Genomic DNA, 24415 nt, shown 5'->3' with positions numbered 1-24415 from the left:
TGGCCGACTACCGGTGCCGGTGGTCCTCGGGTGTGAGGCGGGGGCCGTACCGGGGGGCTCGGGTGGCGGTCATCAGCAGGAGGCGGCAGAGGCGGTGCCGGTGGCCCGCGTAGGGGGCCAGGAGGGCGAGCATCTGGTCGTCGTCGCTGCGCGGGCGGCCGGCCAGGGCCCAGCCGACCAGGTTGGGGAGGTGGTAGTCGCCGACCGAGACCGCGTCGGGGTCGCCGTTGCTGCGTTGCAGCGTCTCCGCTGCGGTCCAGGGGCCGATGCCGGGCACGGTGGTCAGCCGGGCGAAGGCCTCGTCGGAGGGGAGGGCCGCCGCCTCCTCCAGCCGGGGGGCCAGTCGGGCGGCCCGGACCACGGTGGCGGAGCGCCTGGGATCGACGCCCGCGCGGTGCCACTCCCAGCTCGGGATCAGCGCCCACTCGCGGGCCGACGGCGCCACCCGGAGGCCGGGGAGCGGGCCGGGTGCGGGGGTACCGAAATCGCGCAGCAGGGTGCGCCAGGAACGGAACGCCTCGTCGGTGGTGACCTTCTGCTCCAAGATCGAGGGGATCAGCGACTCCAGCACCAGCCCGCTCCTGACCAGCCGGACACCGGCGTGGGTGCGCTGCGCCTCGCGCAGTGGGCCGGGGGGCAGCACCAGCCCGGACGGGTCGTCAGTGTCGCCGAGCAGCGTCGGCAGCCGCTCCAGCACCCAGTCCGCGCCGGGGCCCCAGGCGCGGGCCTCGACCTCTCCGGCGCGGGCGGAGAGCCGCAGGGTGCCGATCCCGCCGGGCGTCCGGGAGGCCCGCCAGATCCCGCCGTCGGGGTCCGTCCGGTAGGCCGGGTCGGCGGGACCGTGCCGCAGCGGCAGCATGGTCCGCCCGAGGTCCAGCGGGAACCCCGGCCGCCACCGTCGTACCGCGCCCGGCATCTCGCACCACCTCTCCGGGGAGCACCCTACGCCGCTCAGTACGTGTAGATGTGACCCTGCGGGTTGACCGTCATGCAGGCCTTGTCGTCGTCCGCCGTGGCCGCCTCGGCGGACCTGGGCAGCTGGGTCGGTGCGGCGGCCGGCGGGAAGGCGGTGCCGGTCGGCCAGTCGGCGCCGATCACCAGGGTCAGGGACCTGCCGGTGCCGCCCTCCTTGAGGGCGGTGGCCGGCAGGCCGAGGGCGGCGGCGACCGCCTGGGCCTGGGCGGAGCGGCTCGCCGGGTAACCGAGCTGGGTGGTGGGCCGGGTGCCGCCCCCGGCGATCGCGGTGGCCCCGGTGAAGCCGAGGTGGCCGAGCGCGGCGCCGATCTCCTTGGCGCGGCCCTCGGTGCCGGAGGCGTTCTGCACGGTGAGCTCGACCTCGCCCTTGGCCACCGGGACGGAGGGCGTGGGGTCCGGGGCCGGCGAGGGGCTCGACGGCGCCGCAGCGGGTGCCGGGCCCTTGTCGTCGAGGGGACGGTCGGCCAGCAGCAGCTTCCATATCTGGTCGGTGTCCGGCTGCCTGAGCTCCAGCCGGTCCGCGTCGCGCCTGGCGGTGTCCACCGGCACGGTGAGGGTGGTGATCCGCTCGGTCGGCACGGCACGCAGTTCGGTACCGAGCTCGTACAGCTTGCGGATGTCGGCCAGCGGCTTGTCCACGCTGAGCGACTTCGTTGCGGCCTCGGCCAGCGACATCAGCCGGCCGGGGTCGGTGAGCGAACCCTTGGCCTTCAACTCCCGTACCATCGCCGAGAGGTACATGTGCTGGGCCTTGGTGCGGCCTATGTCGTCACCCCAGGCGTCGCGGACCCGCAGCCACTTGAGCGCGTCCTCGCCCTCGATGTAGTGGGTGCCCTTGGGCAGCTTGAGGTCGGTGCCGCCGACGCCCTTCTGGTACCGGTCCCAGAGGTTCATGTTGACGCACACGGGCACCCCGCCGACCGCCGTGGCCATGCTGGCCACGCCCGCGAAGTCGACCATCATGTAGTGGTCGATCCGGATGTGGGTGAGGGCCTGCCAGGTGCCGACCAGGCAGCCCGGGCCGCCCCGGGCCAGCGCCTCGTTGATCATCTTGTTCTTGAGCGCCGGATAGTTGGTCTTCCCGTCCTCGCTGTGACAGGCCGGGATGTCCACCAGGGTGTCGCGCGGGATGCTGATCAGCGAGGCGTTGCTGCGGTCGGCCGAGACGTGCAGCAGCATCTGGACGTCCGCCAGCCCGGGCCGGCCGGCCTCGTCGGCCCCGCCGCCGAGGGCGACGTTGGCGGCGGAGCCCCGGTTGTCGGTGCCGATCAGCAGGATGTTCAGCGGGGTCTGGCCGGCGGCGTTCGGCGCGGTCCGGTCACCGCTCACTTCACTGAGGTTGAGCTCGCCGGCCTGGAAGTTGCCGTTAAGGTGCTGGTAGTACCAGAACCCGGCGCCGCAGCCGGCGACCAGGACGAGGCCGACCGCCAGCGCGGTGACCCGCAGCCAACGGCGCCGTCCTGAGCGCTTCCCGGCCGCTCGGCGTTCGGCGCCCCGGCCACCCGGTGGGCGGGTCTGGACGTCCGGCATCTGTTGGCCCCCCTGCTCAAGTGGTCGCCCCCCGTAGGCCACCTGTTCGGAACCTACCCGAGATCACAGCACGGGCCCGAATCCTGTTACGGAATCAGAACGCTTGAGCGATCAGGGCCTGACGGTCCGTCGAACGGCCGGTTACTTGGCGCACACGTTGGCGTCGTCGGCCTGCACCCGCTGGAGGTCCTTCGGGGCCTCGGTGGGCACCGGCGCGGCTGGCTTGCCCACGGCGGTGTAGTCCTTGCCGAGCACCAGCTGCAACGGGTCCTTGGCGCCGAGCGTGCTGCTCTCCTTGGCGGTCTCGGCGGGCAGGCCGAGCGCGGCCGCCAACGCGAGGGCCTGGTCGGACCTGCCGCGCGGGTAGCCGATCGTACTGGTGGCGACGGCGGTGGCGTCCTTGCCGGAGGCGGCCTGGGTGAAGCCCTTGCCCTCCAGGGCGGTGACGGCCTTTCCGGCCTGGCCGGTCGTCCCGGTGCCGTTCCGGACGGTCACCTTGACCGCCGCCGCGTCCACCTGCGGGGCGGCAGGCACGGGCGCCGGGGCCGCCGTGGGGGTCGCGGCCGGCGCCTCGGCGGGGGCGCCCGCCACCTGGGTGAGCGAGCGGTCGGCGGCGACCATCGCGAACAGCTGGGCGGCGTCCTTGTCGTTCAGCACCAGCCGGTTCTCGTCCTTGGGATCGTCCAGCACCGGCACCGTGGTGAAGGTGATGTTCTGGGTGTTCACCCCGGAGAGGTCGAGCGCCAGGTCCTTGAGCTTGTCCACGCTCTTGATCGCGGAGTCCACCGTGAGCGCCTTGGTGGCGGCGTCCGCGAGGTTCCACAGCTTGGTCGGGCTGGTCAGGGTGTCACTGCTCTTGATCTTGCGGATCATCGAGCTGATGAACTGCTGCTGGAGCGGGATCCGGGTCAGGTCCCCGCCGAGGCCCACGGCGTGCCGGGTACGGACGAAGGCGAGCGCCTCCTCGCCCTGCACCACGTGCCTGCCCTTGGACATCTTCAGGTGCGAGTCCTTGTCGTTGATGTCCTTGGCCGCACAGACCTCCACCCCGCCGACGGCGGTGGAGAGGGTCTTGACCGCCTCGAAGTCCACCATCACGAAGTGGTCGATGTGAATGTCCGTCATCTTCTCGACGGTCTTCCAGGTGCAGCCCGGGTCGCGGCCGTTCTGCCCCAGGCTGGTGTTGAACATCGCCCGGCTCTCGGCCGGGATCTTCTTCCCGGCCGCGTTCTCGCACTCCGGGATCGGCACCATCAGGTCGCGCGGGATGCTCAGCACGGTCGCGTTGGAGCGGTCCTTGGAGATGTGGAACAGCAGCGTGGTGTCGGCGTGGCCCTCGCTGCCCTCGTCGCCGTACTCGCGCCCCAGGCCCTTCCGGCTGTCCGTGCCGATCACCAGGATGTTCAGCGCGCCGGTGGCCGCCTTCGGCCGCTCGGCCTCGCTGCCGAGCTTGACCTCGACCGAGGAGAGGTTCCCGTTGAAGTGCTGGTACGCGTAGTACGCCCCGCCACAGCCGGCCACAAGGACCAGCGCGCCCACCCCGGCGGTCCACTTGAGGGCCCGTCGCCTGCCGCGCGGCTTCCCGCCGGACACCTGACGGCGGCGGTCGGCCCGACTGCCGGACGGCGGCTCGGCCACCCGCCGGGGGTTCTCGGCCGTCCGGGGGCGCGGCACCTGTGCCGGCACCGCGTCCAGGTCCAGCCGGAACTCACCCGTGGCCGGGTCGAGCACCCACTGATCGGCCGGATCGACCTCGCGCGGGGTCTGATCCGCGAGGTCCGCCCTGTGCCGGTGTCCGCTGTTCATCCCGGACACCCTAGACGAGCTTCCGCCATGATCCGGCCGGAGTGTGACCGGTGTCATGACGGCCAACCACCTTAAAGGCGGGCAAACTTCCCGGCCCGCCCGCACCGAACCCACACATTTCAGTCGGATGGCGTCAGTGTATGGCGCAGGAGTCCTGGTCGGCGGTGCGTCCTTCCAGGGTGGGACCGGTGGTCGGCAGGGGGGCTACGGAGGCTGACGGGGCGTCGGGGTACGGCGTCTCCGTGGTGGCGTCCTCCGCCGGGTCGGCGCTCGGTCGGGGGGTGTACGCCGGGGCGAACGGACCGGCGAGCCCGGAAGGCGTACGAGAGGGTGACGGCGACGGCGACGGTGTGACCTGGTACGGCCGGACGGTGACCGGCAGGTCCGCCCGGAGGGCGGCGAAGAGCTGGTCGGTCTGCGGCTGGACCAGCTGGTCCCGGTCCCAGTCGCCCGGGTAGGGGCGACGCGGGGTGGTCACGAAGACCACGTTCCCGGTGGACATCGAGCGCAGGTCCTGAGCCAGGTCGTAGAGGTCGGTGACCCGGCTCAACCCCTCGTCGGCGGTGATGGCGGAGGTCGCGGCGTCCAGCAGCGGCCACAGCCTGGCCGGGTTGAGCAGCACCCCCTGCGACTGCACCTTGCGGATCAGCGAGGCGAGGAACTGCTGCTGGCGGCCCATCCGCTGGGTGTCGCTGCCGTCGCCGAGGGTCTCCCGGACCCGGACGTAGCCGAGCGCCTGCTCGCCGCCGAGGGTCTGCCGCCCGGCGGCCAGGTCGAGTTGGGCGTTCCGGTCGTGGATCGCCCGGGGTACGCAGACCTCCACCCCGCCGACCGCGTTCACCATCCGCTTGAAGCCGGTGAAGTCCAGGATCAGGTGGTGGTCCACCCTGATGCCGCTGAGCCGCTCCACGGTGCGAATGGTGCAGGCCGGGCCTCCCGCCTCGAAGGCCCAGTTGAACTGGACGAGGCGGGCCTGGGTCCTGGTGCCGTCCGGGAGTTCGCAGGCCGGCACACGGACCATCGCGTCCCGGGGGATGCTCACCGCCGTCGCATGCCGCCGGTCCGCCGAGAGGTGCAGCAGGATCGTGGTGTCGGAGCGGCGACCGCCCGCGTAGCCGTACGCGGCGTTGGCGCCGCTGCGGTCGTCGCTGCCGATCAGCAGGATGTTCTCGGCCTGCGCCGCACCCCGGTCGGGCCGGCCGGAGGCGTCGCGCTCCAGCAGCCGTCCCGTGGTGGCGTCGGTCTCGATGTTGCCGTCCAGCTTGCGGTACGCGATCCAGGCCAGCGTGCCGCCCGCCAGCAGGAAGAAGGCCAGCACGGCGGCGGTGATCAGCAGGAAGCGGCGACGCCCCCCGCCTCGGGAGGTCGGGGGGCGCGCGCTGTCGTCATCGTCCTCGGCCATATCGGGGATGCCTACCCCGGTGGCCGCCGGGCCGGGGTCAGCCCAGGCGCAGAGTCACCCGTTCGGATTCGATCCGCTTCGTCCACTGCTCCTCGGTCAGCTCGCCGGAGTTCCGGCAGAGCACCACCGAGGCGCCGGCCGCCAGCGGGGCGAGCAGCCCGGCCTCCAGGCCGGTCCAGTCCTCGTAACCCAGGGTGCTGAGCACCCGGCTGCCGGGCTCCAGGCCGAGCCGGAGCGCGCCCTCCCGGGCGAGCGCCACGGTCTGTTCACCCGTCAGCTTCAGCGGCAGGCCGTCCACCAGCGTCTCCAGCGCGGGGGCCTGCGGGTCCACCGGCGAGTACGGGGCGAACCGGTCCCCCTGGCCCGGCACCTCGGCCGCGTAGTCCAGGAAGCCGTCGGGGCGCTCGGGGAACCTGCCGCCGAGCGGGCGGAGCGCCAGCGCCACCCGCTCGCCGGAACAGTCCTTGGCGGTGTCCAGACCGTCCGGCCCGCTGATCACCAGGTCGGCCTCGGCCGGGTCGCCGCCCGGCACCGCCGTCACCCCGACCGACCAGCAGGCGAGCAGCCAGACGGCGCTCTGCCAGTGGGCCGGGAGGAGCAGCACGGCGCGGGTCTCGGGGCCCGCGTTCAGCTCGTCCTGGAGCAGGTTGGCGGTCTTGGCCACCCAGTTGTCGAAGGTCTTGGCGGAGAGTTCCACCCGCTCGCCGGTCGCGTCGTCGTAGAACGTGACCAGGGGGCGGGACGGATCGGCGTCGGGGGCTCCCGCGCGCAGGTATGCGTGCAGCAGCTCGGCGGGAGTGCGGGCGTCGGCAGCGAAGGGCGCAGTCATGGTGCGGTCCAGCCTACGACCTAGGACCGTGCCCGGGGAGAGGAGGCCAATCGGACGAACTGGCGTGGCGTCAGGTCCGGGTCGCGCGCAGGATCCCTTCCATGCGCCTCTCTCTGCTCGCCGCTGTCGGCTCCCTGCTGCTCCTCCCGCAACCCGCCTTCGCCTCGCCCTCCGAAGGGGGCGTCACCACCTTCCCGCTGACGGCGGGTCAGCGCGGACCGGCCGAGCGGGACACCGCCGCGTTCTCGCTGGTCGGGGTGAGCTGGGACGATCCCGGGGCGGTGCTCGACGGCTCGGTCCAGGTGAAGGTCCGCTCGGTCGCCGGGGTGTGGAGCGACTGGCAGCCGCTGGAGGTGGAGGCGGACGACCGGCCGGACACCGAGGGCGCCGAACGGGCCGGCCGCGGCGCCACCGCGCCGCTCTGGGTCGGGCCCAGCAACGGGGTCGCGGTCCGGGTGACCGGCAGCAGCCTGCCGCGCGGGCTGCGGGCCGAACTGGTCGACCCGGGCCGGACGTCCGACCGGTCGGTGCCCGCGACGGACCACGAGGGGCCGCGACCCGGAATCGTGACCCGGGCGGGCTGGGGAGCGGACGAGAAGCTGCGGGACCCCGGCTTCGGCTACACCGGGCCGGTCCGGGCGGTGTTCGTGCACCACACCGACACCGCCAACGACTACGCCTGCTCGGACGCGCCCAAGGTGATCCGGGCGATCTACCAGTACCACGTGAAGAGCAGCGGCTGGCGGGACATCGGCTACAACTTCCTGGTGGACCGCTGCGGCACCATCTACGAGGGCCGGGCCGGCGGCGTGACCAAGCCGGTGCTCGGTGCCCACACCCTGGGGTTCAACACGGACACCGCCGGGGTCGCGGCGATCGGCCACTACAGCTCCGACGCCGCCCCGCAGGCCCAGGTGGACGCGATCGCCAAGGTGGCCGCCTGGAAGCTCGGCCTCACCGGCCAGGACGCGAACGGCTCGGTCACCCTGACCTCGGCCTCGGACGGCAGCAAGTTCAAGAAGGGGACCGCCGCCACCTTCCGCACCGTCTCCGGCCACCGCGACGCCTTCAACACCGAGTGCCCGGGCAACGCCCTGTACGAGCGCCTGCCGGCCATCCGCTCCTGGTCGGCCCACCTCCAGGGCCGCTAGGCCTCCCGGAGGGTGCCGTCGGCCTCCAGGTACGTCTCGCCGGTGCGCGGGCAGACCCAGCGGCCGTCGCCCGCGTCGGTGAGGGGTTCGCCCGCCCGGCCGACCCATTTGATCCGGCGGGCCGGGACGCCGGCCACCAGGGCGAAGTCGGGGACGTCACGGTGCACCACGGCGCCCGCCGCGACCAGGGCCCAGCGGCCCACGGTGACGCCCGCGACCAGTACCGCGCGGCCGCCGATCGAGCAGCCCTGACGGAGCGTCACACCCTCGGCATGCCAGTCGTCGCCGCGCTTGAGCCTGCCGTCGGGGTCGACCGAGCGGGGGTAGAGGTCGTTGGTGAGGACGGCGGCCGGGCCGACGAAGACGCCGTCCTCCAGGACCGCGGGCTCGTAGACCAGGGCGTGGTTCTGCAGCTTGACCCGGTCGCCGATCCGGACCCCGGGGCCGACGTACGCGCCCCGGCCGACGATGCAGTCCGCGCCGATCACCGCGTCCTCACGGACCTGGGCGAGGTGCCAGACCGTACTGCCGGGCCCGATCACCGCCCGCTCGTCGACATCGGCGCTCTGTTCCACCCGCACGGAGTTCCCCATGGCGCCGAAGATAGCGCCACGGGGGCCGCGTGGTGGGCTAGTTGAGCTCGGTGACCGGCTTCATCGGTTCGGGTGCGGAGCTGGCGATCACCCGGCGGGCCAGCCGGCGCGGGGAGGTGAGGAAGCCGAAGCCCCAGCTCAGGTGCATCGTGGCGAGGGCCACCGGCAGCTGCAGCCGGGCCCGGGCGGCGAGGCCGCGGCCCTCCAGCACCGAACCGCCCGCGATCGCCAGCAGGTAGCCGCCGGGGAGCGCGAGGAAGGCCGGGTGCACCGCCGCGCCGAGCACCAGACCGGTCAGCACGCCGAGCAGGGCGGTCGGCGGGGCGAGGTAGCGCAGGTTGACCGAGCCCCGGTGGTAGCGGGTCACCACCCGGCGCCAGCGGCCGTAGTCCTTGTACTGCTTGGCCAGGGCCCGCACGCTCGGCCGGGGCCGGTAGGTCACCTTGAGCTGGGGCGTGAACCAGATCAGGCCGCCGTCCTGGCGGATCCGGTAGTTCAGCTCCCAGTCCTGGGCGCGGATGAACTCCTCGTTGTAGCCGCCCAGTCGCTCCAGCACCTCGCGGCGGAACACCCCGAGGTAGACCGTCTCGGCCGGGCCGGCCAGACCGCCGGTGTGGAAGGCCGCGTTGCCGACGCCGATCTTCGAGGTCATCGCGGCGGCGACCGCGTTCTCCCACTCGGTCTCGCCCTCGGCGTGCATGATGCCGCCGACGTTGGCCGCGTCCATCTCGCCGAGCAGCCGGACGGCGGTGGCGATGTACCCGGGCGTGAGCAGCCCGTGCCCGTCCACCCGGACCACGATCGGGTGACGGGAGCCACGGATCGCCGCGTTCAGGCCGGCGGGGGTGCGCCCGGTCGGGTTGGGCACGGTACGCACCCGGGGGTCCTCGGCGACCAGTTCGGCGGCGATCGCGTCGGTCCGGTCGGCGGAGGGGCCGAGGGCGATCACCACCTCCAGCTCGCCCGGATAGTCCTGTTCCAGGATGTGCCGCACGGCGGTGCGCAGGTGACGTTCCTCGTTGAGCACCGGCATGATCACGGAGACCGCCGGCAGCTCCTCAGCAGCCTTGGTGTTCATCGGGGCCCACCGTACCGGCGCCCGCCCGGCCTTGTCAGGTTCGGTCTGCTGCGCGAGGTTCGCAGGAACGTTTCAGCGACCTCCCCGGCGTCCGGCGTACCCGGTCGGCGCGTCCCCGCCCGGCCACCGGGGCACCCGCCTACCATCCGAGAGATGCCGTCCACCGCCCTCCGCCCCGCACCGGAACGCACCCCGCAGGCCCGCACCCCGCGCCGCCGCTGGGGCGGCTGGCTGGCGGGCGCCGTCTCGCTCGCCATCCTGGCCACCGCCTGCGGCGGGCGGGCCCTGCTGGACGGTGTCGGCGACGCGATCGGCCGGGTGGACGCCTTCGACCGGAGCCAGGACCGGCCCGCCGACGACGGGGTGACCACCTTCCTGGTGGTCGGCACCGACGACCGCGAGGGCATCCCCGCCGACACCCTGAAGAACGTGCTGCACGCGGGCGGCGAGTCCTGCCACTGCACCGACACCATGATGATCGTCCAGCTCGCCGAGGACGGCGGCAGGGCCAGCGTGGTCAGCATCCCGCGCGACTCCTACGTCACCATCCCGGCCCACCAGGACCCCGCCACCCACAGGCAGGTGCCGGAGGGCCACGGCAAGATCAACGCGGCGTACGGGATGGGCGGCGCACCGCTCACCGTCCGCACGGTGGAGCAGAACACCGGCCTACGGATCGACCACTACCTCCAGATCAACTTCCTCTCCTTCGTGTCCACGGTGGACGCACTGGACGGCGTCGAGGTGTGCAGCACCCGGCCGCTCAAGGACGACTACTCCGGCCTCGACCTGCCCGCCGGGACCACCCGGCTGGACGGTGCCGGGGCACTCAGGTACGTCCGGGCCCGGCACCTGGACGGCCGGGCGGACCTGGGGCGGATGCAGCGTCAGCAGAAGTTCCTGGCCCAGCTGCTGCACCAGGCGACCAGCAGCGGCACCCTGCTCAACCCGGTGAAGCTCAGCCGGGTGACCGACACCGTGCTCAAGTCGGTCAAGGCCGACCAGGACCTCTCCACCGAGGACCTGCTCCAACTGGCCACTCGGTTGAAGGACCTCTCCCCCGCCCGGGCGGACTTCACCACCGTCCCGGTGAGTGACGTCAACCACCAGGTGGAGGGCTGGGGTTCGACGGTGCTCTGGGACGACGCCGGAGCCAAGGCGCTGTTCGCCGCCGTACGCGAGGGCCGGGCGCTCACCGACCGTCCGGCCGCCGCTGCTTCCGCCGTCCCGGCCGTGGTCACCGTGCCGCCGGGGCAGATCCACGTCCAGGTGCTCAACGGCGCGGGCGTGGTCGGCCTCGGCGCCCGGGTGGACGACGACCTCCGCAAGGCCGGCTTCGCCACCACCGGCGCCCCCTCCAACGCGGGCGGCGGCTCCACCACCCGCACGGCCGTCCGCTACGACCCGCGCTGGGACGAGTCGGTCAAGACCGTGGTCGCCGCCCTCCCGCACGCCGAACTCGTTCCCGCCCCCGGCCTCGGCGCCACCATGCAGGTCATCGCGGGCACCGACTACGCGGGCGTCACCGGCGTGGCCGGACCCCCGTCACCCACAGCCACCCCGTCCCCGTCCGGGGCTCCGGCGGTGGTCGCCAGTACCGGCAGCGAGATCAGCTGCGCCTGACCCGGGCCCGCTCAGAGCCAGCCGCGGGCGATGAGGAAGGTGGCGACGGTCAGCACCAGATAGGCCGTCAGCGCACAGCGGTTGACGAAGAGCCGACGTTGCGGCAGCAGACCGGCTCCATCGGTCGCGGGACGGTCGGCCTCCGAGTCGGCGGCCCGGGTGATCGCGGCGGCCAACTGCTCGGCGTCGTAGCCGCCCAGTCCAAGCCACTGGGCCGGGCGGCTGCCGACCGAGAGCTCCCGGCCACTGCGGAGCCGGACGATCACCTGACCCTTCTTCGCCTCGGCCCCCTCGATGTCGGCCCAGTCCGCCCGACGGTGTGTCAGCCCGTTCACCACGGACAGGCCGCGACGGTCGAGTGCGGCCTGCCAGCCGAACGCGGCCACCGCACCGGTGAACCCGAACCCGCCGACCAGCAGGGGATGCAGGAGCCCGCTCCACCAGCCGTCCGCCGTCCGCAGCAGCACCAGCGAGCCGAACAGCAGCGCGGCGACCGGCCCGACCGCCAGCCGCAGCGGCGCGGGCGTCTCCCAGCGGTCGGCGTGCACGGGGGCGGGCGCGGCGGCGGCGGTTTCGACGGTGGGCGCGGCGGCGGCGGTTTCGACGGTGGGCGCGGCGGCGGCTTCGACGGCGGCGGTCCGATGGGCCAGCGGCCGGACCTCCGGCGCGCAGACCAGGGCCCACCAGTGCACCGGGGGCCAGGTGCTCTCCGGTGAGCCGTCGGCTTCCGAGGACCGGACCAGGAGTTGGGCGGATGACCCGTCAGGTCCCTGGTAGAGCAGGGCCTCGACCGGTCCTTCCAGGTGCACCGTGTCTTCGTCGTCCTCGTCCTCTTCGCCTGTCCAGGTGTCGTCGTCCCAGCCGAGCGTCTCGTGCATGCGCAACTTCCAGAGCGGAGCTCCGGACAGCGGCCCGACCGATGCCCCGCTGTCGCCCGTCCGGACCAGCACCCGGAGCGCCGGAGCGCCCGGCCGGTCGAAGCCACGTCTGATCCGGACCGCCTTGGCAGCGGAGGCCAGCGCGATCAGCCCGCCCCCGCCGACCACAGTGGCGGTCATCAGCCAGACCGTCGGGTCGTACGGGTCCCCCGCGAACCGGGCCCACCCGTCCTGGTCGGCCAGCAGCGGAAGGGTGTCACCCGGCGCCGGGACGGCGTCCCACCAGACCTCCAGGTCGACGAAGCGCACGACCTGGTCCTCGGGCAGCCGATAGCTGAGCGTGGTGTCGCCGAACTCGTCCGAGGAGCGTACGGTGCCCTGCACCAGCTCAGCCCCGGCCGCCCGTTCGTCGCTCACCGCCTCCCGGTGCAGCCCCAGGCCGAGCAGCAGCACGGCCGTACCGAGCAGCAGCCACCCCAGCACCCGGCGCCCGGTCGGACGGAGCGGGTGGGCCGCGAACGGGGACGGCTCGCCCGCCGCCGTCCACGGGTACGGCACCTCGGGCCCCATCTGCTCCGCGAGCTGCTGCCGCGCCCGGCGGCGGCCGACCTCGACGACGGTCAGCAGCCAGGCCAGCAGCGCCTGCCCGATCAGGACCACCCAGCGGCTCACCTGGTCCGGCAACCCCTCCGGCAGGTACCAGACCACCGGCAGCAGCGCGTACGGAACGAGCACCTGCCCCTGCGGCCGGGCCAGCAGCACCAGCGCCTCGCCCAGCAGCCCGGCGGCCACCAGATCCCCGGCCCAGTCCTGTACGCACGGCTGAGCCGGACTGCAGACGACGGGCGCCCCCGCCCGGATCATGGCAACCAGACAGAGCCCGAGCGGGACCAGCACCAGCCACCGGTTGTCCCACCGACGGGCGGTCCTGGCAGCACGCCACCGGGCGGCCGCCTCGGCGGTGAAGGGCACGCCGGACGGCGGATCAGTGGGGGACATACGGCAGATGATCCCACCAGCACACCGACGGGGACCGACGGCCCCTCAGTACGGCAGCAGCCCGGCGGTGACCAGGTCGAAGTCGAAAGGCTCAGGGATGCGGAGGGTCTCGCCGAAGTCGACGTCCTCCCGCCGGTGGTACTTCGTCCCGTCGGGGCGGCTGAACAGCGTGACGGTCTTCTGGCGGGCGTCGACCAGCAGATAGAGCTGAATCCCCATCAGCGGGTAGTCCCGGACCTTGCCCACCCAGTCGTTCTCCGGGTTGGAGGGTGAGACCAACTCGACTGCGATCACGGCTGCCTCGGCGGCAACCTGGTTGTCCGTGGTCTCCAGAGCACCTTCCGGAAGGTACGTCAGATCGGGGTTGCGGCTCTTCCCGACCTTCGGCGAGACGAGGTCGGTGTTCTCGCTCGGCAGCAGTCCGGCCGGGGCGTGGGAGTCGAACTGCCGACGGACCGTCAGGAGGTTTCGTTGGTGGATGCCGGACGGGCTGACCATCATGACGATGGTGTCGCCGGAGAGCTCGACCTTGAACCCGTCAGGCAGACTCCTGCGGGCCTCTTCGAGGAGTGCGAAGTGCTCGGGATTCATGACTCTCAGCGTAGTCGGCAGGACGACCAGCCGGTGGCACCACCGCCGCCCCGCTCCGCCGCCAGTGAGCCTTGAGGCGGGGGTGAGTCCGGTCGCCTATGGTCCCGGCATGGTTGATCGTCTTCTGGTGGACGTGGGAGGGGCCCGGCTGGCCTGTCAGGTTTCGGGTCCGTCGGATGCGCCGCCGCTGGTGCTGCTGCACGCCCTGACGGTGGACGGCGCGGACTGGGACGGGGTGGCGCCGGCCTTCGCCGTGGGTCGGCGGGTGTACGCGGTCGACCTGCGGGGTCACGGCCGGAGTGAGCGGCCGGGGCAGTACTCACTGGAGCTGATGCGGGACGACGTGCTCGGTCTTCTGGATGCCGTGGGTGTCGAGCGGGCCGACGTGATCGGGCACTCGATGGGCGGGGTGGTGGCGTACCTGTTCGCCGAGGAGTATCCGGAACGGGTGGACCGGCTGATCCTGGAGGACGTGCCGGCTCCGCACCCCCGCCGACCGAGCCTGTCGATCAGGCCCGCGGGGACGCTGCCCTTCGACTGGGAGATGGTGCTCGCGGTCAGGAGCCAGCTGGACACCCCCGACCCGGCCTGGCTGGAGCGGCTCGGCGCGATCACCGCCGAGACCCTGGTGCTGGCGGGCGGCCCGCGCAGCTGGGTGTCCCAGGAGGGCGTCGCCGAGCTGGCGCGCCGCATTCCGGCCGGACGGGCCATCACCATTCCCGCCGGGCATCTGATCCACCGGGCCGAGCCGCGAGCGTTCACGGAGGCGGTCGCCGGCTTCCTGGGACTGCCGGACTCGCCGCCGTAGCCGGATTGTCCGATCGGATGCCGATTGCTACGTCCGGTGCGGCGGCTGTTGCCGCCGGTCGTCCGCGCTCCCTAGGCTCACCCCGCTCAGTCGGCCCAGGACGAAGGAACACGGTATGACCATCACAGCCAGCCCCGATGCCCTCGACCGCAAGATCGACCTCTGCTTCGGGCAGATCGACCTGGACCGGAACGGTCTCGTCGACGCCTCCGACGTGCTCGGGCTCGCGGCGCGGACGATCGACGCCTCGGGTGAGGACTTCGACTCCCCGAAGGCGGTCGCGATGCTCGCGGCGTCCCAGGCGTGGTGGCGGGCGCTGGTCGCGGACCTGGACACCAACCGGGACCGGAAGATCCAGCGGCACGAGTACCGCGCCGGGATGCGGCTGCTCGCGGAGGCGCCGGGCGCGTTCGACGACGTCCTGCGGCCGATGGCGCTGGCGGTGTTCCGGCTGATGGACCGGAACGGCGACGGGGCGATCTCGGCGGCCGAGTTCTGGGACTTCCAGCGGGCGTTCGGCTCCTCCGAGGCGGCGGCCCGGTTCGCCTTCGAGAAGCTGGACACCGACCGGAACGGGGTGCTCTCCGAGGCGGAGGTGCTCTCGGCATTCCGGGGCTTCTACACCAGCACCGACCCGGACCAGGTCGGCAACCACCTCTTCGGCGACGCCCTGAACTGACCCACCGCCACACACGGACGGAGGGGCCGCACCCCCGTGGCGGCCCCTCCGTACGTACTCGTGGTGCTGGTGGTGCGTCAGTCCGTCGCGATGGCCGCCAGGACGTTCATCCGGCCGGCCCGGAAGGCCGGGAGGAGGGCGGCCAGCAGGCCGATCACGGCGGACGCGAGCAGGATGCCCACGATGGTGGCGACCGGGACCGTCAGCAGGCCGACCCCCGAGTCCGCCAGCACCTGCTGGGAGGTGACGCCCCAGGCGAGGCCGAGGCCGGTGCCGAGCAGGGCGCCGAAGATGGCGATCACCACCGACTCCAGGCGGATCATCCGGCGGAGCTGACGGCGGGACAGACCGATCGCCCGGAGCAGGCCGATCTCCCGGGTGCGCTCGACCACCGAGAGGGCGAGGGTGTTGACGACGCCCAGGACCGCGACCACGATCGCCAGGCCGAGCAGGCCGTAGACCATGTAGAGCAGGGTGTTGACCTGGCTCTGGATGATCTCCTTGTAGCCCGCCTTGTCGGTGATCAGCAGCTGCGGGTACTCCTTCAGGGAGTCCTCCAGCGCGGCCAGCACCTTCGCCGGGTCGGCCCCGTCCGCGACCACGGCGAACATCGCCTGGTCGGCCGGCTGCTCCGCCGCCGGGACGGCCTTGCCGACCGTCTCCAGGTTGGTGAAGGTCCCGTTGAACATGTCACTGTCGGCCTTGATGATCAGCCCGACCGTGAGTTCCTGGGTACGGCCCTGACCGTAGTCGGCGGTGATCCGGTCACCGGTCCTGAGGCCGTGCTCCTTGGCGAACTTGCTGCCGACCGCCACACCGCCGACCTCGAACGCGGCCTTCGCCGAACCCGATTCCGCCGGCATCCTGAAGTCCTCCACGAAGGTCTTCGTGGCGGCAGCCAGCTGCTCCTTGCTGCGCTTGCCGTCGGGAGTGGTGTACTCGACCGTGAAGCCCTTCTGCAGCGTCACGTGCTCGAGACCCTGCACGCCCTGAACCGCCGTCACCATCGGCGGGGTCAGGTCGCCCTGCTGCTTGAGCCCGACCACGAAGTCGGCACCCACGGACTGGTCGATCATCTCGTTGGCCGAGGAGACCATCGAGGAGGTGACCACCGAGGCTCCGGTGACCAGCGCCAGACCGATCATCAGCGCGGCGGCGGTGGCGCCGGTGCGGCGCGGGTTGCGGGTCGCGTTGCGCTGCGCCAACTTGCCGGACGGGCCGAACAGCGCGGGCAGCACCGCTCCGAGCACCCGGATCACCGCGGTGGACAGCAGCGGCCCGATCACCACCAGGCCCACCAGGGTCAGCACCACGCCCAGGCCCAGCAGTTGGCCGCCGGTGGAGGCGGTCGACGCTCCGGCCGCCGAGACCAGCACCGCCGCACCGCCCGCGGTGAGCAGCACTCCGATCGCGGCCCGGATCCGGTTGGCCTTGGCCTCGGCGGGGGTGCCGTGGTCACGCAGCGCGGCCATCGGCGAGATCCTGGACGCCCGGCGGGCCGGGATCCAGGCGGCCAGCACCGTGATCACCACGCCGACCGCGTACGAGGCGATCGGCACGCTGGCGCCGATCTCCAGGTCGGCGGAGGACAGGTTCATCCCGGTCGCCTTCATCAGCTGGATCAGACCGACCGCCAGGCCGATCCCGGCCAGCAGCCCGAGGGTGGAGCCGAGCACACCGAGGATCAGCGCCTCGACCAGCACCGAACGGTTGACCTGGCTGCGGCTGCCGCCGATGGCCCGCAGCAGGCCGATCTCGCGGGTGCGCTGGGCGACCAGCATCGAGAAGGTGTTGATGATCAGGAAGCCGCCGACCAGCAGCGAGATCCCGGCGAAGCCGAGCATCGCGTACTTCATGTAGTCGAGGAAGCTCATGTCGGCCTGACCCTCGGCCTTCTGCTCCTCGGCGGTGAGCACCTTGTACCCGCTGCCGAGCGCGGCCAGCGCGGCGGCCTTCAGCTCCTCGTGGCTCCGTGAACCGTCGCCGGTCACCTCGACCGTGCTGAACGCCGTGCTGCCCAGCAGGTCGGCCTGGGCGGTCGGCAGGTCCATGAAGGCCAGCGCCGCACCGGGGTTGGTGCTCTGGAAGGTGGCGATGCCGGAGATGGTGAAGTCGTGGTTGGCGGTGGCGATCACCCGCAGCTTGGCACCGATCCCCAGGCCGGCCTTCTTGGCCGTGTCGGCGTCCAGCACGATCTCGCCGGCCCCGGCCGGTGCCCGGCCCGAGGTGATCTTCAGCATGGTCTGGTTGTCGTGCCAGGAGCCGGTGATGGTCGGGGCACCGCTGGTCGGGCCGACCGCCTTGTTGGTGAGCGGGTTGGTCAGCACCGCGTTCTGGACCGAGACCTCACCGCGGGCCGACTTCACCCCCGGCAGGGCGGCGATCTTCTGCTCGGTCCCGACCGGGACGGTACGGGGCTTGCCCCCGCCGCGGTTCTGCTCGCCCTCGGCGTCGGGGACGGCCTGCCGGACCGAGATGTCGGAGGCGGTGGTGGCGAAGAGCTTGTCGAAGGTGGCGGTCGCGGTGTTGGAGAACACGAGGGTCCCCGACACGAAGGCGACCGAGAGGACCACAGCGATGAGCGAGAGCGCCATCCGCCCCTTGTGGGCGAAGAAGCTCCGTAGCGACGTCTTGAGCAGCATTGGTTTCCGACCCCGTCTCAGCTGGTGCGCTTGCCGTCGAAGCGCCGCATGCGCTCGAGGACGGAGTCAGCGGTCGGGGCGTGCATCTCGTCCACCAGGCGGCCGTCCGCCAGGAACAGCACGCGGTCGGCGTAGGACGCGGCGACCGGGTCGTGGGTGACCATCACGATGGTCTGGCCGAGCTCGTCGACCGAGCGGCGCAGGAAGGTGAGCACCTCGGCGCCGGAGCGGGAGTCGAGGTTGCCGGTGGGCTCGTCACCGAAGATGATCTCGGGCCGGGCGGCCAGGGCCCGGGCCACCGCGACGCGCTGCTGCTGGCCGCCGGAGAGCTGGGTGGGCCGGTGCTTGAGGCGGTCGGCGAGGCCGACGGTGGAGACCACGGTGTCCAGCCAGGCGGCGTCGGCCTTGCGGCCGGCGATGTCCATCGGGAGCGTGATGTTCTCCAGTGCGTTCAGCGTGGGGAGCAGGTTGAAGGACTGGAAGATGAAGCCGATCTTGTCCCGGCGCAGCTTGGTGAGCTGACGGTCCTTCAGGCCGGTGATCTCGGTGTCGCCGATCCAGATCCGGCCCTCGGAGACCGTGTCCAGACCCGCCAGGCAGTGCATCAGCGTGGACTTGCCGGAGCCCGAGGGCCCCATGATCGCGGTGAACCGGCCGCGGTGGATGTCCACGTCCACGGCGTCGAGGGCGGTGACCCGGGTCTCGCCCGCGCCGTACGCCTTGGTCACCTGCCGCGCGGCCGCGGCCGGGGCCTCGGGGCCGCCGGAAAGCTGCTGGTCCTGCACGGCGCTGGCTGCCGTCGTCACTTGAGTCTCCTCGATCGTGGTCCACCCGTCGACCCCAGGCTTCCGCAGTCCACCCGTCCTCGGACATGGTGTGGTCTGCCGTCTTCGCCCTGGGGCTGCCCCCACCCTCCAGGTGGTGCTGAGTGGAGTGGCGAGGTAAGAACCACGTTAGGAGCGCCGTCCGAACGGATCGTCATCCGCCGGGAGGAAGCCGACCAACGAGCGATGTACGGGCTGCGGGCCCCCTCCCCCTAGGGGTTGCCACCGCCCGTCTCAGGGATCAGCCGATCAGCACCGGCTCGCCCTGCCGGACCAGCGCGGTCGCGAAGGCATCCACCACCGGCGTGAGCAGGGCCTCGGTCTCCCGCTCGATCAGCGTCGAGCCGTCCTCCCGGGTGCCGATGTGACGGTCCAGTACGAACCAGCCCTGGGTGATGTGCCCGGCCCCCATCGAGGACAGCACCGGCCGCAGCGCGTAGTCCACCGCGAGCACGTGCGCGGTGGAGCCGCCCGTGGCCAGCGGCAGCACCGCCTTCCCGGCGAGCGCGTACTGCGGCAGCACGTCCAGCAGGGTCTTGAGCAGTCCCGAGTACGCGGCCTTGTAGACCGGGGTGCCGATCACCACGCCGTCCGCCTCGGCGAACAGTTCCACGGCACGGGCGAGTTGGGGATCGCTGAGGTCAGCGGAGAGCAGCGCGGCCGGGGGCAGGCTGCGCACCTCCAGCGGGATCACCCGGTGGCCGTGCCCGGTCAGCCGGGCGTCGACGTGGCGCAGCAGGCGGGTGGTGCGGGAGGTGGCGGAGGGCGAGCCGGAGACGGACAGGACGGTGGCCATGAGGCACCCCAGGGGTGTGGAAGCGGGCAGGGCTGACCGCGCGACGGTGCGCGAGAGGAGAGGAGGGGGAGCAGGGGTGGCGAGCGGTCAGCCACTACAGAGGGAGCAGGACACGCGCAGCAGGTCGACGTGCCGCCTCCGCGTGAGAATCCGTTGCTGCTCCATGGGGGTCATGGGACCACGCGGCGTTCGAAGGGGTCAAGGTTCGTTCCGGCCCGTGAACATACGGCCGACCGGTCCGGGACGTGCATCAACTCTGCTACAAGGGCCCTGGTGGGAGACCCCACTGCGGTGGACGGCCGCGGTTTCGGGCATCCTCTCCCACATGAACACGTGGCAGGAGGGCCGCCCGAGCGGCGGCAGTGGCGGCGGCGCGTACGGGTCCTACGGCTCCGAGGGCGGGCCGAACCCGTACCGGGACGAGCCCCCGCTGCCGCCCGGGCTGAACCCGCGCGGCCCCGGCGCCGCCGCGCCGCACCGCCCGGCCGTGCCGCCGCAGGCCGTACCGCCGCAGGCCGTGCCCGCTCAGGCCGCTGCGGGTGCGCCGCCGCGGGCTCCCGGCACCCCGATACCGCCCGGCCCGCCGCAGTCGCCGACCGCGCCGCCCGCCGCGCCGCGCCCCGCCAACGGGCGCTGGTCGCGCGGCCGGAAGATCAGGTACGGCGTCTACGGCACGCTGGCCGCGCTGATGGTGACCGCCGTCGGCACCTGGTTCTGGGCCGGTTCCCAGCTCAACCACGAGAACGTGCTGGCCTCCTACGACGGCAGACCGGCCGCCGGGAAGGGCACCAACTGGCTGATCGTCGGTTCGGACAGCCGACAGGGGCTGTCCGACGCCGACGAGGACGCGCTGCACACCGGCTCCGCCGTGGGCAAGCGCAGCGACTCGATGATGCTGCTGCACATCGGGGACCACGGGAACACCCTGATGAGCATCCCGCGTGACTCCTGGGTGCAGATCCCGGCGCACCCCAACACCAACGGGAGTGGCAAGGCCGTCCCGGCCACCACCACGAAGATCAACGCGGCCTTCAACACCGGTGGCGGCAGGCTGCTGGTGCAGACGGTCGAGCACAACACCGGCATCCGGATCGACCACTACGCCGAGATCGGCTTCGCCGGCTTCGTCGGGATCGTGGACTCGGTCGGCGGCGTGGACATGTGCATCGACAAGGCGATCGCCGACAAGGACTCGGGGCTCAACCTCAAGGCGGGCTGCCAGTCGCTGAGCGGCAAGGAGTCGCTGGCCTTCGTCCGGCAGCGGCACCAGATGGCCGACCAGGACCTGGGCCGGATGCGCAACCAGCAGAAGTTCCTCTCCGCGCTGGCCAACCAGGCCGCCTCGCCGGCCACCCTGCTGAACCCGTTCACCTTCTACCCGATGGTCAGCTCGGGCCTGGGCACCCTGATCGTGGACGACGACGCGGGCCTCGGCGACCTCGGCTCGCTCTTCCTGGCGATGCGGTCGGTCTCCGGCGGCGAGGGGAAGTCGATGACCGTCCCGATCGCCAACCCGGACTTCCGCACCCCCACCGGCGAGTCGGCGGTCAAGTGGGACGCCACCAAGTCGAAGCAGGTCTTTGACGCCTTCAAGAACGACAGCGCGGTGCCCGAGGTGAAGTGACGTCGGACCTGAGCCACCGTCAGTCCGCCTGATCCGGACGGCCCACACGGGGCGGCCGTCCGGGCGCCGCGCGCCCACTCTGGAAGCATGAGCAGCACTGGCCGGTCCGGCGGAACCCCGGGGTCGTACGGCTCCGAACCCCCGCTGCCGCCCTCGCTGAATCCGCGCGGGCGCCCGGCCGGGCCGCCCCGGCGCCGGAACTGGTGGCGGATCGTGCGTTGGACTGCTGGGCTGCTGGTGCTGGCCCTGGTCTGCGTGGTGGGCGGCAGCTGCCTCTGGGCCGGCGGGAAGATCCGGCACGTGGACGTGGTCGCCGACTGGTCCGGCCGCCCCGGCAACGGCCCCGGCACCAACTGGCTGCTGGTCGGCTCCGACAGCCGGGCCGGGCTGAGCGAGCGGCAGCAGCGGGACCTGCACGTCGGCGGCGAGTCGGGGACCAACACCGACACCGTCATGGTGCTGCACCGGGGAAAGAACGGCCCGGTGCTGATGAGCATCCCGCGCGACAGCTACGTGACGGTCCCCGGGCACGGCAAGAACAAGATCAACGCGGCCTACGCCCAGGGCGGCCCGCGCCTGCTGGTGCAGACCGTGGAGCAGAACACCGGCATCCGGATCGACCACTACGCCGAGGTCGGATTCACCGGCGTCGTGAGCATCGTCGACTCGCTCGGCGGCGTACGCATGTGCCTGGACCAACCGGTGGTCGACGCGAAGTCCGGCGCCGACCTGCGGGCCAGCTGCCGGACCCTGAACGGCACCCAGGCGCTCGCGCTGGTCCGCACCCGCTACGCGCTGCCCGACTCCGACCTCGGCCGGATCCGCAACCAGCAGGCGTTCCTGCGCGCACTGGCCGGGGAGGTGCTCAGACCGTCCACCATGCTGAACCCGTTCGACCTGTACCCGTTCCTGAGTGCCGCCCTCGGGGCCCTGAGGGTGGATCAGGGCTCGTCGCTGTGGACGCTGGCGCGATTCGGGCAACAGCTGGACAAGGTGGCGGGCTCCGGCGGCCGGACCATCACCGTGCCGATCGCCGACCAGGACTACCGGACGCCGGCCGGCTCCTCGGTGCTGTGGGCCCCGAACGCCGCCCAGCAGCTGTTCGAGGCGATCCAGAACGACCGGCCGGTGCCCGCGACGTCCTGAGCTCAGGGGCGGTACAGCTCGTGGATCGCGCTGATCTTGCCGGACGCGTCCACCGTGACCGCGAACTGGTTGCCGTAGCAGTTGTAGGGCGCCTTCACCGAGGCCCGGTTCGTCAGGCAGGCCTCCGCGTGGGCCATGAAGTCGTTCAGCGGGAGCTGCTTCTCCTTGAGGTCGGCGAGCACGTAGGTCTTGACCTCGTTGGTGAACTCGAAGACCTTCACCGCGCCGGTCGCCTCGAAGTAGCTCTCCCCCGGGAGGTCCGGGCCGCAGACGAACTTGGTCTCCTTGGCCTTCATCCAGACGTGGGTGGCGTACCCGACCTCGGCGGCCTCGATCACCCGGCCGACCTGGGCCGCGTTGGCCGTGCAGTTCGCTGCCGGGGTGGCACTCGCCTTGGGTGCGCTCTTCGACGCGGCCGGGGCGGAGGGCTTCGCCGTGCCGGTGCCGGTGCCGACGGCCGTCGCCGTGGGCGTGGCGCCGGCGCTGGCGGTCAGCGCGGGGCCGCCGGCCGGCGCCGGATCCTTCGGCCCGCAGGCGGTCAGGACCAGCACGCTGGAGGCGAGGACGGCGGCGGCGACGGGCAGGCGGCGAGCGTTCATGGCAGGTTCCCCCGGATACGAATGACAAGGTCAACCTGTACACGGGGCGGCCACCCCGGCGGGTTACCTCCAGGGCGCCGATGTGACAGCACCGGGACAATGTCGCGGCGCTGACCCTCCGTCAGCACCGGAGCGGCCACAATGTGCTCCATGTCGCTGGTGACCGCTCTGATCTACCGCCGCCGCAGCCGCCTGTTCGGGCGCCTGGTGCAGGAGGCCCTCGCGCTGTACGGGATGGAGGTGCCGGCCGCCGTCGAGATCGGGCCCGGGCTGCAGGTGTTCCACCGCGGCTTCGGCACGGTGCTGCACCCGTACACCACGCTCGGCGCGGACGTCACCCTCTACAACGGCGTCACCATCGGCCGGGCCGACCCGTGGGTGCCGCAGCGGCGGAGCGCGATGCGCCGGGTGGTGCTGGAGGACGGCGTCCTGGTCTGCGCGGGCGCCAAGATCGTCTGCCGGAGCGGCGTGCTCACCGTCGGCGCGGGCACCATCGTCGGCGCCAACGCCGTCCTCACCACCTCCACGGGACCGAACGAGATCTGGGCCGGCGTCCCGGCCCGCCGGATCGGAACGCGCGAGAGCCCCGCCGACCGTACCGACGGGGCCCTGCGAGGCAGTTGAGGGCTACGGGAGGTTGCGGGACATGACGATCCGCTGGATCTGGTTGGTGCCCTCGTAGATCTGGGTGATCTTGGCGTCGCGCATCATCCGCTCCAGCGGGTAGTCACGGGTGTACCCGTACCCGCCGAGCAGCTGGACGGCGTCCACGGTGATCTCCATCGCGGCGTCCGAGGCGAAGCACTTGGCCGCCGCACCGAAGAAGGTCAGGTCGGCGTCGACCCGCTGGGACTTGGCGGCGGCGGCGTAGGTCAGCTGCCGGGCCGCCTCCAGCTTCATCGCCATGTCGGCCAGCATGAACTGCACGCCCTGGAAGTCACCGATCGGCTTGCCGAACTGCTTGCGCTCCTGGACATAGCCCTTGGCGTAGTCAAGCGCGCCCTGCGCGATGCCCACCGCCTGCGCGGCGATCGTCACCCGGGTGTGGTCCAGCGTCTTCATCGCGGTCGCGAAACCGGTGCCCTCCGCGCCGATCATCCGGTCCGCCGGGATCCGCACGTTGTCGAAGTACACCTCACGCGTCGGCGAACCCTTGATGCCCAGCTTCTTCTCCGGCGCCCCGAACGACACACCCGCGTCGCCCTTCTCCACCACGAACGCCGAGATGCCCTTCGTCCGCAGCTCCGGATCGGTCACCGCCAGCACCGTGTAGAACTCCGACACCCCGGCATTGGTGATCCAGCGCTTCACACCGTTGAGCACCCAGAAGTCACCGTCACGCACCGCCCGGGTCTTCATCCCCGCCGCGTCCGACCCCGCGTCCGGCTCCGACAGGCAGTACGAGAACATCCCCTCGCCCCGCGCCAGCGCCCCCAGGTACTTCGCCTTCAGCTCCTCCGAACCCGACAGCTGCACCGGCAGCGAACCGAGCTTGTTCACCGCCGGGATCAGCGACGACGAAGCACACACCCGCGCGATCTCCTCGATCACGATCACCGTCGCCAGCGCGTCCGCACCCGCACCGCCGTACTCCTCCGGAACGTGCACCGCGTGCAGCTCGTTGGCCTGCAACGCCTCCAGCGCCTCCTGCGGGAACCGGCCCTGCTCGTCCACCTCGGCCGCGAACGGAGCGATCTTCGCCTCCGCCAACGACCGCACCGCCTCCCGGAGCATCTCGTGCTCCTCGGAAAGCCGGAAGAGATCGAAATCCGCCCCGGAGTTGCCCGCCATGTGCCTCGCCCCTTGAATTCGGACCACGTTAGTTACTGTTAAGTAAGCGCA

Annotated in this window: 21 protein-coding genes; 7 read left to right on the top strand and 14 right to left on the bottom strand. The window is 72.1% G+C overall.

Annotated elements, in window-relative coordinates:
* Nucleotides 1-7: 7 nt before the first annotated feature.
* From ACKUU6_RS20505 to ACKUU6_RS20485, 5 genes are all read right to left on the bottom strand, one after another.
* Nucleotides 8-916 carry a DNA-3-methyladenine glycosylase family protein gene (locus ACKUU6_RS20505; protein ID WP_407990021.1) on the bottom strand — a complete coding sequence of 303 codons (909 nt, stop codon included), beginning with the start codon at nucleotides 914-916 and terminating at the stop codon, nucleotides 8-10.
* A 35-nt stretch (nucleotides 917-951) separates the two neighbouring features.
* Nucleotides 952-2505 carry an LCP family protein gene (locus ACKUU6_RS20500; protein WP_407990020.1) on the bottom strand — a complete coding sequence of 518 codons (1554 nt, stop codon included), beginning with the start codon at nucleotides 2503-2505 and terminating at the stop codon, nucleotides 952-954.
* 141 nt (nucleotides 2506-2646) lie between these two features.
* Nucleotides 2647-4311 (bottom strand): LCP family protein, encoded by a 1665-nt coding sequence (locus ACKUU6_RS20495; RefSeq protein WP_407990019.1) that lies wholly within the window; start codon nucleotides 4309-4311, stop codon nucleotides 2647-2649.
* Nucleotides 4312-4444: 133 nt separating this feature from the next.
* Nucleotides 4445-5713, bottom strand: coding sequence for an LCP family protein (locus tag ACKUU6_RS20490; protein WP_407990018.1), 1269 nt, complete (start codon nucleotides 5711-5713; stop codon nucleotides 4445-4447).
* A 37-nt stretch (nucleotides 5714-5750) separates the two neighbouring features.
* On the bottom strand, nucleotides 5751-6542 hold the full coding sequence (locus ACKUU6_RS20485) for a TIGR03089 family protein (protein WP_407990017.1): 792 nt from the start codon (nucleotides 6540-6542) through the stop codon (nucleotides 5751-5753).
* A 101-nt stretch (nucleotides 6543-6643) separates the two neighbouring features.
* Between ACKUU6_RS20485 and ACKUU6_RS20480 the strand changes: the two genes are divergently transcribed.
* A complete protein-coding gene (locus ACKUU6_RS20480) occupies nucleotides 6644-7693 on the top strand; it encodes a peptidoglycan recognition protein (RefSeq protein ID WP_407990016.1) in 1050 nt (349 codons plus the stop codon).
* Here ACKUU6_RS20480 and ACKUU6_RS20475 read toward each other — a convergent pair.
* On the bottom strand, nucleotides 7690-8286 hold the full coding sequence (locus tag ACKUU6_RS20475) for an acyltransferase (protein WP_407990015.1): 597 nt from the start codon (nucleotides 8284-8286) through the stop codon (nucleotides 7690-7692). The genes ACKUU6_RS20480 and ACKUU6_RS20475 overlap by 4 nt on opposite strands.
* 37 nt (nucleotides 8287-8323) lie before the next feature.
* A complete protein-coding gene (locus tag ACKUU6_RS20470) occupies nucleotides 8324-9364 on the bottom strand; it encodes a glycosyltransferase family 2 protein (protein WP_407990014.1) in 1041 nt (346 codons plus the stop codon).
* 153 nt (nucleotides 9365-9517) lie between these two features.
* On the opposite strand from ACKUU6_RS20470, the gene ACKUU6_RS20465 reads away from it, so the two are divergent.
* Nucleotides 9518-10987, top strand: a complete 1470-nt coding sequence (locus tag ACKUU6_RS20465; RefSeq protein ID WP_407990013.1) for an LCP family protein — start codon at nucleotides 9518-9520, stop codon at nucleotides 10985-10987.
* An 11-nt stretch (nucleotides 10988-10998) separates the two neighbouring features.
* Here ACKUU6_RS20465 and ACKUU6_RS20460 read toward each other — a convergent pair whose 3' ends face one another.
* Nucleotides 10999-12864: a hypothetical protein gene (locus ACKUU6_RS20460; RefSeq protein WP_407990012.1), complete on the bottom strand. Its 1866-nt coding sequence runs from the start codon at nucleotides 12862-12864 to the stop codon at nucleotides 10999-11001.
* Between the two features lie 45 nt (nucleotides 12865-12909).
* Nucleotides 12910-13455: a Uma2 family endonuclease gene (locus ACKUU6_RS20455; protein ID WP_407990011.1), complete on the bottom strand. Its 546-nt coding sequence runs from the start codon at nucleotides 13453-13455 to the stop codon at nucleotides 12910-12912.
* A gap of 109 nt (nucleotides 13456-13564) precedes the next feature.
* Between ACKUU6_RS20455 and ACKUU6_RS20450 the strand changes: the two genes are divergently transcribed.
* Nucleotides 13565-14263 (top strand): alpha/beta fold hydrolase, encoded by a 699-nt coding sequence (locus ACKUU6_RS20450; RefSeq protein ID WP_407990010.1) that lies wholly within the window; start codon nucleotides 13565-13567, stop codon nucleotides 14261-14263.
* A gap of 115 nt (nucleotides 14264-14378) precedes the next feature.
* Nucleotides 14379-14942 (top strand): EF-hand domain-containing protein, encoded by a 564-nt coding sequence (locus ACKUU6_RS20445; RefSeq protein ID WP_407990009.1) that lies wholly within the window; start codon nucleotides 14379-14381, stop codon nucleotides 14940-14942.
* A 77-nt stretch (nucleotides 14943-15019) separates the two neighbouring features.
* On the opposite strand, the gene ACKUU6_RS20440 is transcribed toward ACKUU6_RS20445, so the two are convergent.
* The 3 genes from ACKUU6_RS20440 to ssuE form a co-directional block, all read right to left on the bottom strand.
* On the bottom strand, nucleotides 15020-17584 hold the full coding sequence (locus tag ACKUU6_RS20440; protein WP_407990008.1) for an ABC transporter permease: 2565 nt from the start codon (nucleotides 17582-17584) through the stop codon (nucleotides 15020-15022).
* 17 nt (nucleotides 17585-17601) lie between these two features.
* Nucleotides 17602-18390: an ABC transporter ATP-binding protein gene (locus ACKUU6_RS20435; protein WP_407990007.1), complete on the bottom strand. Its 789-nt coding sequence runs from the start codon at nucleotides 18388-18390 to the stop codon at nucleotides 17602-17604.
* Between the two features lie 259 nt (nucleotides 18391-18649).
* A complete protein-coding gene (ssuE, locus tag ACKUU6_RS20430) occupies nucleotides 18650-19204 on the bottom strand; it encodes an NADPH-dependent FMN reductase (protein ID WP_407990006.1) in 555 nt (184 codons plus the stop codon).
* 325 nt (nucleotides 19205-19529) lie between these two features.
* Between ssuE and ACKUU6_RS20425 the strand changes: the two genes are divergently transcribed.
* Nucleotides 19530-20828: an LCP family protein gene (locus ACKUU6_RS20425; protein WP_407990005.1), complete on the top strand. Its 1299-nt coding sequence runs from the start codon at nucleotides 19530-19532 to the stop codon at nucleotides 20826-20828.
* Nucleotides 20829-20915: 87 nt separating this feature from the next.
* Nucleotides 20916-21974 (top strand): LCP family protein, encoded by a 1059-nt coding sequence (locus tag ACKUU6_RS20420; RefSeq protein WP_407990004.1) that lies wholly within the window; start codon nucleotides 20916-20918, stop codon nucleotides 21972-21974.
* Nucleotides 21975-21976: 2 nt separating this feature from the next.
* On the opposite strand, the gene ACKUU6_RS20415 is transcribed toward ACKUU6_RS20420, so the two are convergent.
* A complete protein-coding gene (locus ACKUU6_RS20415; RefSeq protein WP_407990003.1) occupies nucleotides 21977-22573 on the bottom strand; it encodes a hypothetical protein in 597 nt (198 codons plus the stop codon).
* Between the two features lie 150 nt (nucleotides 22574-22723).
* On the opposite strand from ACKUU6_RS20415, the gene ACKUU6_RS20410 reads away from it, so the two are divergent.
* Nucleotides 22724-23197, top strand: coding sequence for a serine O-acetyltransferase (locus tag ACKUU6_RS20410; RefSeq protein ID WP_407990002.1), 474 nt, complete (start codon nucleotides 22724-22726; stop codon nucleotides 23195-23197).
* Between the two features lie 3 nt (nucleotides 23198-23200).
* On the opposite strand, the gene ACKUU6_RS20405 is transcribed toward ACKUU6_RS20410, so the two are convergent.
* Nucleotides 23201-24364, bottom strand: coding sequence for an acyl-CoA dehydrogenase family protein (locus ACKUU6_RS20405; protein ID WP_407990001.1), 1164 nt, complete (start codon nucleotides 24362-24364; stop codon nucleotides 23201-23203).
* Nucleotides 24365-24415: the final 51 nt, after the last annotated feature.

This window comes from Kitasatospora sp. CMC57, from assembly GCF_045866025.2.
Classification (GTDB): domain Bacteria; phylum Actinomycetota; class Actinomycetes; order Streptomycetales; family Streptomycetaceae; genus Kitasatospora.
Note: the sequence above shows the minus strand (reverse complement) of the source record. Positions and strands in the feature narration are given on the sequence as shown.